The sequence below is a fragment of the Streptomyces sp. NPDC045846 genome, from assembly GCF_056431605.1.
On the sequence record NZ_JBWKKJ010000004.1, the window covers coordinates 74,052 to 88,927 of the forward strand.

The following is a 14,876-nucleotide window of genomic DNA, read 5'->3' on the forward strand; positions in this document are numbered from 1 at the left end:
GCGGGCCTACGACTTGGGGCTGCCCGAGGCCGAGGGCGACGCGGACCCCGAAGGCGAGGCCGACTGCGACGGCGAGGCGGCCGGCGCACCCGCACCGGACCCGGAGGGCGCGGGCGAGGAGGGCGTCTGCTTCTGGCAGCCGGGCTGCTTCTGCATCGCCTTGCCGACGTCGCCGGACTCCAGCTTCTTCAGCGAGGCGTCGCCCGACGAGCTGATCTTGCCGAGCTCGGTCGCGATGTCCTCCAGACCCTTGGCGAAGGCCGCCTGGTCACCGGCGTTGAGCGCGTCGACCTTCTTCTTCAGGTTCGCGTACGACACGGAGGAGGCGTTCAGTTCCTTGACGGCCTCCTGCTGCGTGGTGGCGCCGTCCTTGACGGGCGGGGCGCCGGCCTTGTCGACGGCAGCGCCCAGCGCCTTGTAGGCGTCCGAGATCTGCTGGAAGGCGCCCGAGTCCGTCTTCTGCACGTCGGCCGGCTTGCTGTCGTCACGCGTCTGCGCCTGGATGGCGGCGTTGGCGTCGGTGATCTTCTTGAACTGGGGCTGGGCCGAGTTGCAGAAGGTCTTCGCCCAGTCGTCGACCTTCTTGCTGGAGTCGTCGCTGCAGCCCGACAACGTCAGCATCAGTACCGCACCGCCGGACAGTGCGGCTGCAAGCTTCTTGTTCACCGGTTTGGTCCCTTCCAAGGCTCTCGGCCCCGGAACATACACGCCAAGTGGGCGACAAACGCCTGGCGCCTGTGCGATCTGTTCCCTTTTGCAGCCATTTGCACCAAGCAGAACGGGCGGACGGTGTGTCAAACCCCACCGTCCGCCCGCCCTTTGTCCTGCCGACGGTTACGAAACCACCGCCGGGTCCGGTGACTTCGCGACCCGCTCGTTGTTGCCGTCGTCGCCCACGGCCACGCTGCGCCGCTTCGAGACGTACACCGCGCCGATGATGACGAGCAGCGCCAGCACCGCCACGATGGCCCGGACAGCCGGGTTCGCGTCGTCCCCGTAGGAGAACTTCACGATGGCCGGCGCGATCAGGAGCGCCACCAGGTTCATCACCTTGAGCAGCGGGTTGATCGCGGGCCCCGCCGTGTCCTTGAAGGGGTCGCCGACCGTGTCGCCGATGACCGTGGCGGCGTGCGCCTCGCTGCCCTTGCCGCCGAAGTGGCCGTCCTCGACCATCTTCTTGGCGTTGTCCCAGGCGCCGCCCGAGTTGGCGAGGAAGACCGCCATCAGGGTGCCGGTGCCGATCGCGCCCGCCAGGTAGGAGCCGAGGGCGCCGACGCCGAGGGTGAAGCCGACCGCGATGGGGGCGAGCACCGCGAGGAGGCCGGGGGTGGCCAGCTCGCGCAGCGCGTCCTTGGTGCAGATGTCGACGACCCGCCCGTACTCCGGCTGCTCGCTGTAGTCCATGATCCCGGGGTGTTCGCGGAACTGCCGCCGCACCTCGAAGACCACCGAACCGGCCGACCGGGAAACGGCGTTGATCGCGAGCCCCGAGAAGAGGAAGACGACCGCGGCGCCCAGCATCAGGCCGACCAGGTTGTTGGGCTGCGAGATGTCCATGTTCAGGGTCAGCTCGCTCGCCTTGGCGTGGACGTCGTTGACGGCCGTGCCGATGGCGTCCTTGAAGGAGCCGTAGAGCGCCGCGGCCGCGAGCACGGCGGTGGCGATGGCGATGCCCTTGGTGATGGCCTTGGTGGTGTTGCCCACCGCGTCCAGGTCGGTGAGCACCTGCGCGCCCGCGCCCTGGACGTCGCCGGACATCTCCGCGATGCCCTGCGCGTTGTCGGAGACCGGCCCGAACGTGTCCATGGCGACGATCACGCCGACCGTGGTGAGCAGACCGGTGCCGGCCAGCGCCACCGCGAACAGCGCGAGCATGACCGAGGTGCCGCCGAGCAGGAAGGCCCCGTACACGCCGAGGCCGATCAACAGGGCGGTGTAGACGGCGGATTCGAGACCGATGGAGATGCCGGCCAGGACGACGGTGGCGGGGCCGGTCAGCGAGGACTTGCCGATGTCCCTGACGGGACGCCGGGTGGTCTCGGTGAAGTACCCCGTCAGCTGCTGGATCAGCGCCGCCAGCACGATGCCGATGGCGACGGCGACGAGCGCGAGGATCCGCGGATCGCCGTCGTGACCCTTGATCACGCTGTCCGTGACACCGTTCAACTTGGCGTACGAGGACGGCAGATAGGCGAAGACCGCGACGGCCACCAGGGCCATCGAGATCACCGCGGAGATGAAGAAGCCGCGGTTGATGGCGGACATTCCGCTGCGGTCGGCGCGCCGCGGGGCGACCGCGAAGATACCGATCATCGCGGTGACCACGCCGATCGCCGGGACGATCAGCGGGAAGGCGAGGCCCGAGTCGCCGAACGCCGCCTTGCCGAGGATCAGCGCCGCGACCAGGGTCACGGCGTAGGACTCGAACAGGTCGGCCGCCATGCCGGCGCAGTCGCCGACGTTGTCGCCCACGTTGTCCGCGATGGTGGCGGCGTTGCGCGGGTCGTCCTCCGGGATGCCCTGCTCGACCTTGCCGACCAGGTCGGCGCCGACGTCGGCGGCCTTGGTGAAGATGCCTCCGCCGACACGCATGAACATCGCGATCAGGGCCGCGCCCAGGCCGAAGCCCTCCAGGACCTTGGGCGCGTCGGCCGCGTACACGAGCACGACGCACGAGGCGCCGAGCAGGCCGAGGCCCACCGTGAACATGCCGACCACACCGCCCGTGCGGAAAGCGATCTTCATGGCCTTGTGGGAGACCGCGGTGAGATCCTTTTCGGGTTCGCCTTCCGCGGGAGTCGCCTCTCGGGCGGCTGCCGCTACGCGCACATTCGCGCGGACGGCGAGGCGCATCCCGATGTATCCGGTCGTCGCCGAGAAGACGGCGCCGATCAGGAAGAACACGGAACGGCCTACGCGCTGCGACCAGTTGTCGGACGGCAGCAGGAACAGCAGGAAGAACACCACGACGGCGAAGATGCCGAGGGTGCGCAACTGCCGGGTCAGATAGGCATTCGCGCCTTCCTGTACGGCCGCCGCGATCTTCTTCATCGAATCGGTGCCCTCGCCGGCCGCGAGGACCTGGCGCACCAGCAATTGCGCCACGATCAGGGCCGCCAGCGCGACGGCCGCGATGACGATGACGATCGTTCGGTTGCCGTCGGTCAGGACCGCGGCAGCCAGGGATGTGGGGTGGTCGAGTTCCGTTGGGTTGAAGAGCCCCGCCATTCGTCCTCCTTGACGCTCAGAGCTCAAGATGTGGACGGATTGTAGGTAGCGGAACACGATCAAAACAGGGCGCCGCAAATGGAATTGACCTTCATCGGCTCCTCAGAGAGAGATCCGGTCACGAGAATGCCCCCGAAAGCGGTAATGGGGCAAAAGCATTGACGCTTGATCATCGATCTAGGAACCGAGGGCCGGAATCTGGATCAAGAAATGAAAAAGGCCCTGCTCAGCAGGGCCCGTCTCAATAGCGAAAACAAGTGGATCAGGGAAGCACCGAGGCCGGTGTGGTGGGCCAGCTCATCCGGATGACACCACCCGACGCCCCGGAGGTGACCTCCACATCGTCCACAAGCCCACTGATGACAGCGAGGCCCATTTCGTCCTCCCCACTGTCGTCGAGCTCCTCGTCGGGCCCCGGGCCGCGCACGCCCGGCACCGCCGCGGCGCCACCGCCCGAACCCGGCACCTCGTCGCCGACCTCGATGGAGAAGAGCTTCTCCTCCTCGGTCAGGACGACCCGGATGGGGGCCTCGATGCCGTGCGAGTGGTGCAGCCCGACAGCCCGGCTGCACGCCTCACCGACCGCGAGTCTGACCTCGTCGAGCACTGCCTCGTCGACCCCGGCCCGGCGCGCCACCGCGGCCGCCACCAGACGGGCCGTCCTGACGTGCTCGGGTTGGGCACTGAAACGGAGTTCAACGGTGGCCATGGGCGATCCCCCTCGAACGTACGGGCGTACATCTCAGGGGCCCCGGGCCACAGTGCCGCCCGGCGCCCCTGTCCTTCCTCCGGAGCCGTCCGCGGACGGCCACCGTCAGTCGGTCGCGTTGACGGCCTCGTCGACCGAGCCGTGGATCGGGAACACCTTGGTGAGCCCCGTGATCCGGAAGATCTTCAAAATGCGCTCCTGGTTGCAGACCAGGCGCAGCGAGCCCTCGTGGGCGCGCACACGCTTGAGCCCACCCACGAGCACGCCCAGGCCCGTGGAGTCGAGGAAGTCCACGCCCTCCATGTCGACAACCAGGTGGTAGCTGCCGTCGTTCACCAACTCGACCAACTGCTCGCGCAGCTTGGGCGCGGTATACACATCAATCTCGCCACCGACCTCGACGACCGTACGGTCGCCACCAGGGCCGGACACATTGCGAGTCGACAGGGACAGGTCCACGGATCCTCCAGCACCTTGCTATCGAGCGGCCGCCCCCTGAGTCTCCCCGGCGGAGCCAGAGAACGGATAGCCAGCCGCGATGGCATTCAATCACTTACCGGCAGCGCTGCACGACGCCTTGGGACCATTGTCCGCTACGCCAGTGACACACTCGGTGCCGATGGCCAGGAAACACAGCCCCAGAACACCCGCCGACAGCACGGGTGAACGACCCGACCCCGGCACGGTCCTCGACCGGCTCACCGCAGGGGTGGGCCGGGCTGCGCGCATCACTCATACGGAGCACTTGCCCCCGCGTGCGGGACGTCATGCAGTCTGGCCGCACCTCATCCGCCCGGAAGTGATCAACGCCATTCAGGCCGTCGGCGTCGAGCACCCCTGGGCCCACCAGGCCACCGCCGCCGAGCACGCCCTGAACGGCGAGTCCGTGGTGATCGCCACCGGCACCGCGTCCGGCAAGTCGCTGGCCTATCTGGCGCCGGTCCTCAGCACCCTCCTGGACGGCTCCGAGGCCCCCAACGGGCGCGGCGCGACCGCGCTGTACCTCGCCCCCACCAAGGCCCTGGCCGCCGATCAGCGCCGCTCGGTGAAGGCCCTCGCGGCCCCGCTCGGCAACGCGGTGCGGCCCGCCGTGTACGACGGCGACACCCCGGTCGAGGAACGCGAGTGGGTGCGCCAGTACGCGAACTACGTCCTCACCAATCCGGACATGCTGCACCTGGGCATCCTGCCCTCCCACCCCAGGTGGGCCTCCTTCCTGCGCGCCCTGCGCTATGTCGTCATCGACGAGTGCCACACCTACCGCGGCGTCTTCGGCTCCCACGTCGCCCAGGTCCTGCGCCGGCTGCGTCGCCTGTGTGCCCGCTACGGAGCCGACCCGGTCTTCCTGCTCGCCTCCGCCACGGCCGCCGAGCCCGCCCTCGCGGCCGGACGCCTGACCGGCCTGCCCGTCGTCGAGGTCGCCGACGACGCCTCCCCGCGCGGCGAGCTGGTCTTCGCCCTGTGGGAGCCCCCGCTCACCGAGCTGCCCGGCGAGAAGGGCGCCCCGGTGCGCCGCACCGCCATCGCCGAGACCGCCGACCTCCTCACCGACCTGGCCGTGCAGGGGGTCCGCACGGTCGCCTTCGTCCGCTCCCGGCGCGGCGCCGAACTCATCTCCGTGATCACCCAGGAGCGCCTGTACGAGGTCGACCGGACCCTCGCCCGGCGTGTCGCCGCGTACCGGGGCGGCTACCTCCCCAAGGAACGCCGCGCCCTGGAGCAGGCCCTGCACTCCGGCGAGCTCCTGGGACTGGCCGCCACCACCGCCCTGGAACTCGGCATCGACGTCTCCGGCCTCGACGCCGTCCTCATCGCGGGCTACCCGGGCACCCGGGCCTCCCTGTGGCAGCAGGCGGGCCGGGCCGGCCGGTCGGGCCAGGGCGCCCTGGCCGTTCTGATCGCCCGCGACGACCCGCTGGACACCTACCTCGTCCACCACCCCGAGGCGCTGTTCCAGCAGCCCGTCGAGTCCACCGTGCTGGACCCGGACAACCCGTACGTCCTGGCCCCCCACCTGTGCGCGGCGGCGGCCGAACTCCCGCTCACCGAGGCCGACCTCAACCTCTTCGGCCCGGCGAGCCCGGAACTCATGCCGCAGCTGGAGCGGGCCGGGCTGCTCCGGCGCCGCAGCAACGGATGGTTCTGGACCCGCCGCGAGCGGGCCGCCGACCTCACCGACATCCGGGGCGGCGGCGGCCGCCCCGTCCAGGTCGTCGAAGCCTCGACGGGACGACTGCTCGGCACGGTCGACGAGTCCGCCGCCCACACCACCGTCCACGACGGCGCCGTCCACCTCCACCAGGGCCGTACGTACCTGGTGAACCGGCTGGACCTGGAGGACTCCGTCGCCCTCGTCGAAGAGGCCGTGCCGCCCTATTCGACCGTCGCCAGGGACACCACCTCCATCTCCGTCCTGTCCACCGACACCGAGATCCCGTGGGGATCGGGCCGCCTCTGCTACGGCTCCGTCGAGGTCACCAACCAGGTCGTCTCCTTCCTGCGCCGCAAACTGATCACCGGCGAGGTGCTCGGCGAGACCAAGCTCGACCTGCCGCCCCGCACCCTGCGCACCCGGGCCGTGTGGTGGACGGTCACCGAGGACCAGCTCGATGCCGCCCGCATCAACCCGGAGATCCTCGGCGGCGCCCTGCACGCCGCCGAACACGCCTCCATCGGGATGCTGCCGCTCTTCGCCACCTGCGACCGCTGGGACATCGGCGGCGTCTCCATCCCGCTGCACCCGGACACCCTGCTGCCGACCGTCTTCGTGTACGACGGCAACCCGGGCGGCGCCGGATTCGCCGAGCGCGCCTTCCACACCGCCGCGCGCTGGCTGACCGCGACCCGCGAGGCGATCGCGTCCTGCGAGTGCGAGTCCGGCTGCCCGTCCTGCATCCAGTCGCCCAAGTGCGGCAACGGCAACGACCCCCTGCACAAGCGGGGCGCCGTGCGGCTCCTCACGGAACTGCTGCGGGGAGCCCCCGCCGAACCCGACCCGGCCCCGCCCGCGCCCTGACCGGCCGCGCCCTCACGGGACCGCCGGGGACGGCCCCGCCCGGGCCCTGACGCTGGGTGCGTAGGGGCCGAACCTCGCCCGCACCCGTACGTCCGCGATCTCCCCGGCGACCGAGCAGCGGACCAGCTGGGCACCCTGCGCCCGGGCCACCTCGGCGGCCTTGGCACAGGCGTCCGGCGAGCCCCACAGGGCCCGGTCGGCCGCCGCGAGCGCGGCCAGGTCGGCGGCCCCGCCGGCCCGGTGCCGCGCGGCCACGGCCTGGCCGAGGCCCAGCACGGCGGCGAACACCGCGCACATCGTGGCGGCCGTCAGAGCGACCCACACCGTGGCCGAGCCCCGGTCGGGGCAACTTCCGCTGCGGGTGAGCCGGTTCATCAGGCCGCGGGCGAGCGAGCCCGTACGATCCAGCGCCCGCCCGGCCAGAGCTCCCGGCCCCGACCACTCCAGGAAACCGCTCACGGCACGCCCCCCACCGTGTCCTCGGCCAGGGCCGCCGCCTCCGCGCTCAGCGTCAGGGCCAGGTGGCGCGGGCCCGGGGTGGCGGACTCCACCCGGACCCGCCACAGCTCCCCGGTACGCCGCACCGTGACCGTCGCCCCCTTGGGCGCCGCCGATCTGGCCGCCGCCACCGCCACGGCCTCCGGCTCGGAGCGGGCGACCGCCCGGGCCCCGGCCCGGGCGGCGTCCACACACCGGATCTCGGCCGAGGCGGCCGTCAGCGCCCAGAGCAGCGCCAGCGCGAATCCGACGAGCGCCGGAATGGCCACGGCGGCCTCGGCCGTCACGAACCCCCGGTCGCCCCGCCACCGCCTGCCGCGCTCAGAACTGCACATCGAGCGCCTTGGTGATCAGCTGGGTCAGCGCGGTCACCACGCCACCGCTGGTGACGACCTTGTACAGGATCGCCGCGAAGGCGCAGGCCGCGAGAGTGCCCACGGCGTACTCCGAGGTCGTCATCCCCGCGTCACCCCGCACCCGCCGCCGCACCGCACTGCCCCAGAGCCGCATCCGCCGAGTCACGGCACTCGCCTGCCGATGGGAAACCGTGTTCATTGATCCCAACTCCCTTGATTTATAAGCGCTTTCGCGCGCCTTGATGTGTTGTGCTGTGTGTGGACATGGGATGACCTGCATCTGGGCTTGGCCGGTCGAGCGTCGGACGCCAAGCCCGAGGCCCCCGGCGGGGGGAGCACTACCGGCGCCTCCGGCACCTGCGCCGCTCAGCGCGGCCCCCTCACCGCCTCAGCAACCCGCCCGCCAGCCCGATCACCACCGGGGCGACGCCCGCCGCGAGGAAGGCCGGGAGGAAGCAGAGGCCCAGCGGGCCGGTGATCAGCACGCCCGCACGTCGGGCCCGCGCCGATGCCTGCCTGGTCCGCTCGGCCCGGCAGCGTTCGGCGACCCGGGCGACCGGCTCCGCCGCGGGCGCCCCGGACGACGCGGCCCGCTCCAGACAGCGGGCCAGCTCGGCCGCGCCCGGTATCGCCCCCAACCTCCCCCACGCGTCGGCCGGTTCACCGCCCATGCGCAGTTCGGCGGCGGCCCGGCCGAGGCGCGCTCCGACGGGGCCCTCCAGGGTGGCGCCGACAGCCCCCGCCGCCTCGCGCGGCCCGGCCCCGGCCGCGAGGCAGGCCGCCAACAGGTCGGCGGCGAGCGGGAGTTCATGCGCCGCGGCATGCGCTGCGGCACGGAGCTCCTCGGCGTTGCTCCCGCGCGCCCGACGCCGGCGCTCCCAGCGCCACGCCGCGTACGCCGCCGCCAGGCCGCCCAGCACGCCCGCGACCCCACCGACCAGCACCCAACAGACCGCCAGCGCCCCCAGAGGCGGCCCCCACTGCTGGGTCCGCGCCTTCCATGCCGGGCTCCAGCGCCTGCGGGAGGGCGGGGTCAGGGCCTCCAGGGCGAGCAGCGCCGCCATCCGGCGGCGAAGCCCGCGTTCGTCGCGCCGCCGCGCCACCGCGAGGGCCGCCCACCACACGAGTGCCGCCGTCCCCACCGCCACCCCCAGCCTGTGGACAACCTCCGGCGCCGGCGGGCTCATCGCCCCTCCCCCGCCCGGACGATCCGCGCCGCCCACCACACTCCGGCGGCCTCCAGAACCCCGGCGATCAGCAGGCAACCGAACCCGGCCGGGCTGTGCAGCAGCACCCGCAGGGGGCGCGCGCCCATCGCCGTGCCGAGCACGATCCCCAGGACCGGAAGCAGAGCGAGAAGCAGCACCGTGGTGCGCGCTCCCGCCAACTCCGAACGCAGCGCCTCCTGTTGCTCCCGCTCGGCCCGCAGCGCGCTCTCCAGGCGCTCAAGACCCGAGGCGAGGCCCGCCCCGCCGTCCACCGCGACCTGCCAGCACACGGCGACTCCGGCCAGCCCCTCGGCGCCCGGCTCCCTGGCCGCCTGGCGCAGCGCTCCTGGCACGTCGCCGCCGAACTTCGCGGCCGCCACCACCGGGGCCGTCGCCGCGCCCAGGGCCGTCGCGTCCCGGCCGGCCGCCGCCAGGGCCTGGCCAGGCTGGCGGCCCGCCCGCAGTTCCGAGGCCACCGCGGCGCACCAGGCGATCACCTCGTCGGCCCGCCGCGCCTTCGCCCGCTCGCGCTCCCGGGCTCGCAGCCGCCGCCCGACCACAGGCACCGCCACCGCCCCCGCGACCAGCGGCAGCACCGACCCGCCCAGGAGGGCGAGCACCAGGCCCAGCGGCAGGCACAGCCACTCCATCCGCCACCGGGCTCGGACCCTCGCCCGCGTGAACCACCGCCCGAGAGGTGTGCCATCGAATGCGGTGCCCGTCCCGGCCACGCCTCCGCTTCCGGCGCCCGCGAACATCAGCCGGGCCCGCCGCACCCCCTGGTCCTGACCGGCCCACAGCCATGCGGCCGCGCCCGCGCACATCGCCGCCCAGGCGGGCAGCCCCATCGAAAGATCCCTCACCACGCACCCCCGATCAGCGCCCGCAGCCGCTCCCAGCCCGAGTCCCGCGCGAACCCCGCCCTGCCCCACCGCAGCGCGGGCACCGTCACCACCAGTCCCGCCGCGTCCCGCTCCAGGACGCGCACCTCGGCGATCCGACGCCGCCCGGCGCGGTCGCGTACGAGATGGACCACCACCGACAGCGCGGCCGCCAACTGGCTGTGCAGTGCGGCCCGGTCGAGCCCGGCGGCCGTGCCCAGCGCTTCGAGGCGGGCCGGGACATCGGCGGCGGAATTGGCATGAACCGTCCCACATCCTCCTTCGTGGCCCGTGTTGAGAGCACTCAGCAGATCCGTCACCTCGGCGCCCCGGACCTCGCCCACGACCAGCCGGTCCGGTCGCATCCGCAAGGCCTGGCGGACGAGGTCCCGCAGGGTCACCAGCCCCGCGCCCTCCTGGTTGGCCGGTCGGGCTTCGAGGCGGACCACATGCGGATGGTCGGGCCTCAACTCGGCCGAATCCTCGGTCAGTACGATGCGTTCGCCCTCTCCGACCAGGCCGAGCAGCGTCGCCAGGAGCGTGGTCTTCCCGGTCCCTGTGCCGCCGCTCACCAGGAACGACACGCGGGCTTCGAGCAGCGCCCGCAGCACCTTTTCGCCCCCGGGCGGCACCGTGCCCGCGGCGGTCAGCTCGGCCAGGGAGAACGCCCTCGGACGCACCACACGCAGCGAGAGGCAGGCCGAGCCGACGGCCACCGGTTCCAGGACGGCGTGCATCCGGGTGCCGTCGGGCAGCCGTGCGTCCACCCAGGGCCGTGCGTCGTCGAGCCGTCGGCCCGCGACCGCGGCGAGCCGCTGGGCGAGCCTGCGCACGGCCGCCGGGTCGGCGAAGCGGACCCCGGTCAGTTCGAGCCCGGCGCCCCGGTCCACCCACACCCGGTCGGGCGCGGAGACCAGCACGTCGGTCACCTCGGGGTCGGCCAGCAGCGGTTCAAGCGGCCCGGTCCCCACCAGCTCGGACCGCAACTCCTCGGCACCGCCGAGCACTTCCGCATCGCCCAGGAGCCGCCCCTGCGCACGCAGCGCCGCCGCGACCCTGGCCGGAGTGGGCTCGGCGCCGCTCTCGGCGAGCCGTTGCCGCACCGCGTCGAGCAGCGGCGGCCCGGCGCCCCGTACGGACCACCCCTGAGGCCGCTCCCCTCCCGCGGCCACCGCCGATGCGCCCGGGGAGGGGCGGCCCGTATCGCGCACCGCGTTCACGAGAGCGCTCCCCCGGCGAGGCCACCGGCCAGGGCCTGGTCCCAGAAGGCCGTGCAGAATCGGGCCAACGGCCCGCGCGGGACGCTCCCCGGTGGCGCGCCGCACTCCTGCGCCTCCAACAGGCCCGGCTCCACCGGGAGTTCACCCGCAAGCGGCAGGCCGAGCGCCCCGGCCACCCACTGTTCGTCGAGCCCGGACGCGTACGGACCTCGTACGACCACGCGCAGATCGCGCAGCACCATGCCGACCGAGGAGGCGACCCGGTTGGCCCCCGCGACCGCGCGCAGCTCGGCCGGGACCACCAGAAGCCCCAGGTCCAGCTGGGCGAGCGCCTCGACCACCGCGTCGTCGATCCGGCGCGGCAGGTCCACGACGACCACGCCGCCCCGGCGGCGGGCCGCCGCGAGCACGGCCCGCATCGCCTCCCCCGGGATCACCACCGAGTCCCCGCGGTCCCAGCTCAGCACCCTCAACTGGTGCAGCCGAGGCAGCGATTCCTCCAGGGCTCCGCCGGCGACCCGGCCCCGCGAAGCGGCGAAATCCGGCCATCGTCGGCCGTCGGCCTGCTCGCCGCCGAGCAGCACATCGAGGCCGCCGCCGAGCGGATCGCCGTCGATCAGCATGGTGCGCACCCCCGTACGGGCGGCGGTCACCGCGAGGGCGCAGGCGAGCGTCGAGGCCCCTGCGCCGCCCCGTCCGCCGATCACGCCGACCGTCAGCGCGGGTCGCCCCACGCCTTCGGCGGCGTCCGCGATCCGGTCGACGAGCCACGGCTCGGCGTCGGGCAGGCGCAGCACATGGTCCGCGCCGAGCTCGACCGCCGTCTGCCAGACACCCGGGTCGTCCTGGTTCCGCCCCACCAGGAGCACCCCGCGTCTGCGGGCCGCTCCGAGCAGCCGGGGAGCGGCGTCGTCACCGACCAGGATCAGCGGCGCGCTCTCCCAGCCGCCCCTGCGGTCGGGCACCCCGTGGCACACCTCGGGCTCCGCGCCCGCCGCGGCGCACAGCCGCAGCAGATCGTCGAGCAGTTCCTCGTCCTCGGTCACGATCAGCGGTCCGCCGCGCTGCCCCTCCGCGCCCGGCGGCCGGTCGGATGCCATGGCTCCGTCCACGATTTCCGCCCCCTCTCAGTCGGATTCCTGCGTCCGCGTACTTCGCGAACTGGAATCACGGTGGAGGGCGACTCGAAATAATGTGGATCTTGGTCAAAAGCTGTGGACAACTATCCCGGTTGTGAATATCCCGTTCACCTATACCGGTGACTTCCGGAGCGCAGCGCAACCACTACACACAGTGACGAGTCTTGGGTGCCGCAGAGCGGCGAGAACGAGGCCGAGGCGAGGGGACGACGGTCGGCTCCAGGGGCCGAAAACGCGTCCGGACATGCGACGACCCCCGCCGGGGGGGAGAGCGGGGGTCGTCCCCACGGCCGACTCGGGGGGGGAGGAGTCGGACCGGGTTAGCACGGTCGCGAACGATCCGTGACTTCCATGGTGTACCCGAGAGCCTTCTCAGGCAAACCCACGCGCCCCAGCTTACGCCGAATGGTGGGCGCCTATGCTCGGGCTCGTGGAAAACCACTCGTTGCCGCGTACCGCCGCCTTCTTCGACTTGGACAAGACAGTCATTGCCAAGTCGTCGACCCTGACCTTCAGCAAGTCCTTCTATCAAGGAGGACTGATCAACCGTCGCGCCGTACTGCGCACCGCGTACGCGCAGTTCGTATTCCTCGCCGGTGGTGCCGACCACGATCAGATGGAGCGGATGCGCGAGTATCTGTCCGCCCTCTGCAAGGGCTGGAACGTGCAGCAGGTCAAGGAGATCGTCGCCGAGACCCTGCACGACCTGATCGACCCGATCATCTACGACGAGGCCGCCTCCCTCATCGAGGAGCACCATGCCGCGGGCCGCGACGTCGTGATCGTGTCCACCTCGGGCGCCGAGGTCGTCGAGCCGATCGGCGAACTGCTCGGCGCGGACCGGGTGGTGGCCACCAGGATGGTGGTCGGCGACGACGGCTGCTTCACCGGGGACGTCGAGTACTACGCCTACGGGCCGACGAAGGCGGAGGCCGTCAAGGAGCTGGCCGCGTCCGAGGGATACGACCTGGCGCGGTGCTACGCCTACAGCGACTCGGCGACGGACGTCCCGATGCTGGAGTCGGTCGGCCACCCCTTCGCCGTCAATCCGGATCGCGCCCTGCGCCGTGAAGCGACCGCGCGGGAATGGCCGGTTCTCGTCTTCAACAGGCCGGTCAGCCTCAAGCAAAGGCTGCCCGCCCTCTCGATGCCGCCCCGGTCGGCCCTGCTGGTCGCGGCGGGGGTCGGCGCGGCCGCGGCGACCGCCGGCCTCGTCTGGTACGCCAGCCGTCGGCGCGGCTCCGGCTCCGCGTGAGGCGGCGCGTCAACGTGCTCGAAGGGCGTGTCCGGGGAACACATCTGAAAACAGACGCCCGTTTCACCCCTGTTTGAACCCAAAAGTAAAGAACTGTGGGCAGGGGTTTCGCTTCTCGCCGGACGGGAGTAGAAAGGACTCAACGGCCCGCGAGACCTGGGACATCCGAGAGGATCACCTTCTACGCAATAAAGGCCCCACGGACCGAGCATGAACATCGAGCACCCACGCGACGTCGACCCGTCGATTACGGGCCAGCCGCACCAGGTGAACGGGCAGAGAATCCCGGCCTGATGGGCAACATTCGAGGACGCTTGGTAACACGGTGGACATGCCAGCGGCGGTATCGGACATCGATACCGCCGCAACCCTTTTTCCGTACGTAAGGCACGACACGTACACAAGGGACAAGCGCCCGGGCCCCGAACACGGCGCCCGCCCCCGCGAACCGCGGGCCGACGCCTACGCCGCGCCGCGCTGGAGCGCCTCGCACACCGCCGTCGACTCGCGCACGCCCAGCTCGACGGCCTTGCCGCAGTGGGTGATCCAGGCCGCCATGCCCTGCGGCGTCCCCGACACATAGCCTTCGAGCGCCGCCGCGTAGGCCGCCCGGCCCAGCTCCGCGTGGCCGACCTCGGCGGGGCAGATGGCCTTGGGGTCCAGACCGCTGCCGATCAGCACGATCCGCTCGGCGGTGCGCGCGACGAGCCCGTTGTACGAGGTGAACGGCCGCAGCGCGAGCAGTTCGCCGTGCACGATGGCCGCCGTCACCAGAGCGGGGGCCGAGCCGCCCGCGATGATCAGCCGGGAGAGCCCTTCGAGGCGGCCCGCGACCTCGTCCGCGTCCGGCAGCGGAAGTTCGATGAGCGGCTCGTCGACCGTTTCGCCGTGCTGCCTCGGCCGCCCGACCGCGTCATCCGCGTCCGCGGCGGCCACCAGGTGCAGCCTGGCCAGCACCCGCAGGGGCGACTGCCGCCAGATGGAGAGCAGTTGGCCCGCCTCGGCACTCAGCCGCAGCGCGGCACCGACCGCGCGCGCCTCGGGCTCGCTGCCGAAGTCGGTACGCCTGCGCACCTCTTCCAGCGCCCAGTCCGCACCGGACAGGGCGGCACTGCCGCGCGCCCCGCGCAGCGCCGCCTCCGAGGTGATCTCGTTGCTGCGGCGCCGCATCACACGGTGCCCGTAGACCCGGTCCACGGCCTTGCGCACGGAGTCCACGGCGTCCGGGACGCCCGGCAGCCCGCCGAGGGCGACTAGAGGGTCAGCGGCGTTCGTACTCATAGGTAAGGAGGCTACGCGTCCGCAAGCCGCGCCCCACCTTCGAGTGGTCTTCTTCACTCACCTCGCATACACAACGGCACCATTC

14 protein-coding genes are annotated in these 14,876 nt (G+C 72.1%); 2 read left to right on the forward strand and 12 right to left on the reverse strand.

Going from position 1 to position 14,876, the window contains the following annotated elements:
• Positions 1-6: 6 nt before the first annotated feature.
• The 4 genes from AC07F3_RS12555 to AC07F3_RS12570 form a co-directional block, all read right to left on the reverse strand.
• Positions 7-666 (reverse strand): small secreted protein, encoded by a 660-nt coding sequence (locus AC07F3_RS12555; protein ID WP_479113241.1) that lies wholly within the window; start codon positions 664-666, stop codon positions 7-9.
• A 168-nt stretch (positions 667-834) separates the two neighbouring features.
• Positions 835-3,228 (reverse strand): sodium-translocating pyrophosphatase, encoded by a 2,394-nt coding sequence (locus AC07F3_RS12560; RefSeq protein ID WP_479113243.1) that lies wholly within the window; start codon positions 3,226-3,228, stop codon positions 835-837.
• A 262-nt stretch (positions 3,229-3,490) separates the two neighbouring features.
• Positions 3,491-3,937, reverse strand: coding sequence for an ATP-binding protein (locus tag AC07F3_RS12565; RefSeq protein ID WP_479113245.1), 447 nt, complete (start codon positions 3,935-3,937; stop codon positions 3,491-3,493).
• Between the two features lie 105 nt (positions 3,938-4,042).
• Positions 4,043-4,396 carry an STAS domain-containing protein gene (locus tag AC07F3_RS12570; RefSeq protein WP_053728100.1) on the reverse strand — a complete coding sequence of 118 codons (354 nt, stop codon included), beginning with the start codon at positions 4,394-4,396 and terminating at the stop codon, positions 4,043-4,045.
• A gap of 79 nt (positions 4,397-4,475) precedes the next feature.
• Between AC07F3_RS12570 and AC07F3_RS12575 the strand changes: the two genes are divergently transcribed.
• A complete protein-coding gene (locus AC07F3_RS12575; protein ID WP_479113247.1) occupies positions 4,476-6,953 on the forward strand; it encodes a DEAD/DEAH box helicase in 2,478 nt (825 codons plus the stop codon).
• A gap of 12 nt (positions 6,954-6,965) precedes the next feature.
• On the opposite strand, the gene AC07F3_RS12580 is transcribed toward AC07F3_RS12575, so the two are convergent.
• The 7 genes from AC07F3_RS12580 to ssd all read right to left on the reverse strand — a co-directional run bounded on the left by AC07F3_RS12580 (position 6,966) and on the right by ssd (position 12,216).
• Entirely contained in the window at positions 6,966-7,412 is a 447-nt protein-coding gene (locus AC07F3_RS12580; protein ID WP_479113249.1) for an Rv3654c family TadE-like protein, read from the reverse strand.
• Positions 7,409-7,786 (reverse strand): TadE family type IV pilus minor pilin, encoded by a 378-nt coding sequence (locus tag AC07F3_RS12585; RefSeq protein WP_479113251.1) that lies wholly within the window; start codon positions 7,784-7,786, stop codon positions 7,409-7,411. The genes AC07F3_RS12580 and AC07F3_RS12585 overlap by 4 nt, the downstream gene beginning before the upstream one ends.
• Positions 7,773-7,910: a DUF4244 domain-containing protein gene (locus AC07F3_RS12590; RefSeq protein WP_469486439.1), complete on the reverse strand. Its 138-nt coding sequence runs from the start codon at positions 7,908-7,910 to the stop codon at positions 7,773-7,775. The genes AC07F3_RS12585 and AC07F3_RS12590 overlap by 14 nt, the downstream gene beginning before the upstream one ends.
• Before the next feature lie 277 nt (positions 7,911-8,187).
• Positions 8,188-8,994, reverse strand: coding sequence for a type II secretion system F family protein (locus AC07F3_RS12595; protein WP_479113253.1), 807 nt, complete (start codon positions 8,992-8,994; stop codon positions 8,188-8,190).
• Positions 8,991-9,863, reverse strand: a complete 873-nt coding sequence (locus tag AC07F3_RS12600) for a type II secretion system F family protein (RefSeq protein ID WP_479113255.1) — start codon at positions 9,861-9,863, stop codon at positions 8,991-8,993. The genes AC07F3_RS12595 and AC07F3_RS12600 overlap by 4 nt, the downstream gene beginning before the upstream one ends.
• 11 nt (positions 9,864-9,874) lie before the next feature.
• Positions 9,875-11,011 carry a TadA family conjugal transfer-associated ATPase gene (locus tag AC07F3_RS12605; protein WP_479114030.1) on the reverse strand — a complete coding sequence of 379 codons (1,137 nt, stop codon included), beginning with the start codon at positions 11,009-11,011 and terminating at the stop codon, positions 9,875-9,877.
• A 101-nt stretch (positions 11,012-11,112) separates the two neighbouring features.
• Positions 11,113-12,216: a septum site-determining protein Ssd gene (ssd, locus tag AC07F3_RS12610; protein ID WP_479113257.1), complete on the reverse strand. Its 1,104-nt coding sequence runs from the start codon at positions 12,214-12,216 to the stop codon at positions 11,113-11,115.
• Positions 12,217-12,673: 457 nt separating this feature from the next.
• Between ssd and AC07F3_RS12615 the strand changes: the two genes are divergently transcribed.
• On the forward strand, positions 12,674-13,510 hold the full coding sequence (locus AC07F3_RS12615; protein ID WP_479113259.1) for an HAD family hydrolase: 837 nt from the start codon (positions 12,674-12,676) through the stop codon (positions 13,508-13,510).
• Positions 13,511-13,972: 462 nt separating this feature from the next.
• Here AC07F3_RS12615 and AC07F3_RS12620 read toward each other — a convergent pair whose 3' ends face one another.
• On the reverse strand, positions 13,973-14,791 hold the full coding sequence (locus AC07F3_RS12620; protein WP_479113261.1) for a Fic family protein: 819 nt from the start codon (positions 14,789-14,791) through the stop codon (positions 13,973-13,975).
• Between the last annotated feature and the right edge of the window lie 85 nt (positions 14,792-14,876).

Bases quoted from the DNA above. Each gene is read 5' to 3' on its own strand.
- AC07F3_RS12560 (WP_479113243.1), bottom strand. From the start codon at position 3,228: ATGGCGGGGCTCTTCAACCCAACGGAACTCGACCACCCCACATCCCTG.
- AC07F3_RS12565 (WP_479113245.1), bottom strand. From the start codon at position 3,937: ATGGCCACCGTTGAACTCCGTTTCAGTGCCCAACCCGAGCACGTCAGG.
- AC07F3_RS12575 (WP_479113247.1), top strand. From the start codon at position 4,476: ATGGCATTCAATCACTTACCGGCAGCGCTGCACGACGCCTTGGGACCA.
- AC07F3_RS12585 (WP_479113251.1), bottom strand. From the start codon at position 7,786: ATGTGCAGTTCTGAGCGCGGCAGGCGGTGGCGGGGCGACCGGGGGTTC.
- AC07F3_RS12590 (WP_469486439.1), bottom strand. From the start codon at position 7,910: ATGACGACCTCGGAGTACGCCGTGGGCACTCTCGCGGCCTGCGCCTTC.
- AC07F3_RS12595 (WP_479113253.1), bottom strand. From the start codon at position 8,994: ATGAGCCCGCCGGCGCCGGAGGTTGTCCACAGGCTGGGGGTGGCGGTG.
- AC07F3_RS12600 (WP_479113255.1), bottom strand. From the start codon at position 9,863: ATGGGGCTGCCCGCCTGGGCGGCGATGTGCGCGGGCGCGGCCGCATGG.
- ssd (WP_479113257.1), bottom strand. From the start codon at position 12,216: ATGGCATCCGACCGGCCGCCGGGCGCGGAGGGGCAGCGCGGCGGACCG.
- AC07F3_RS12615 (WP_479113259.1), top strand. From the start codon at position 12,674: ATGCTCGGGCTCGTGGAAAACCACTCGTTGCCGCGTACCGCCGCCTTC.
- AC07F3_RS12620 (WP_479113261.1), bottom strand. From the start codon at position 14,791: ATGAGTACGAACGCCGCTGACCCTCTAGTCGCCCTCGGCGGGCTGCCG.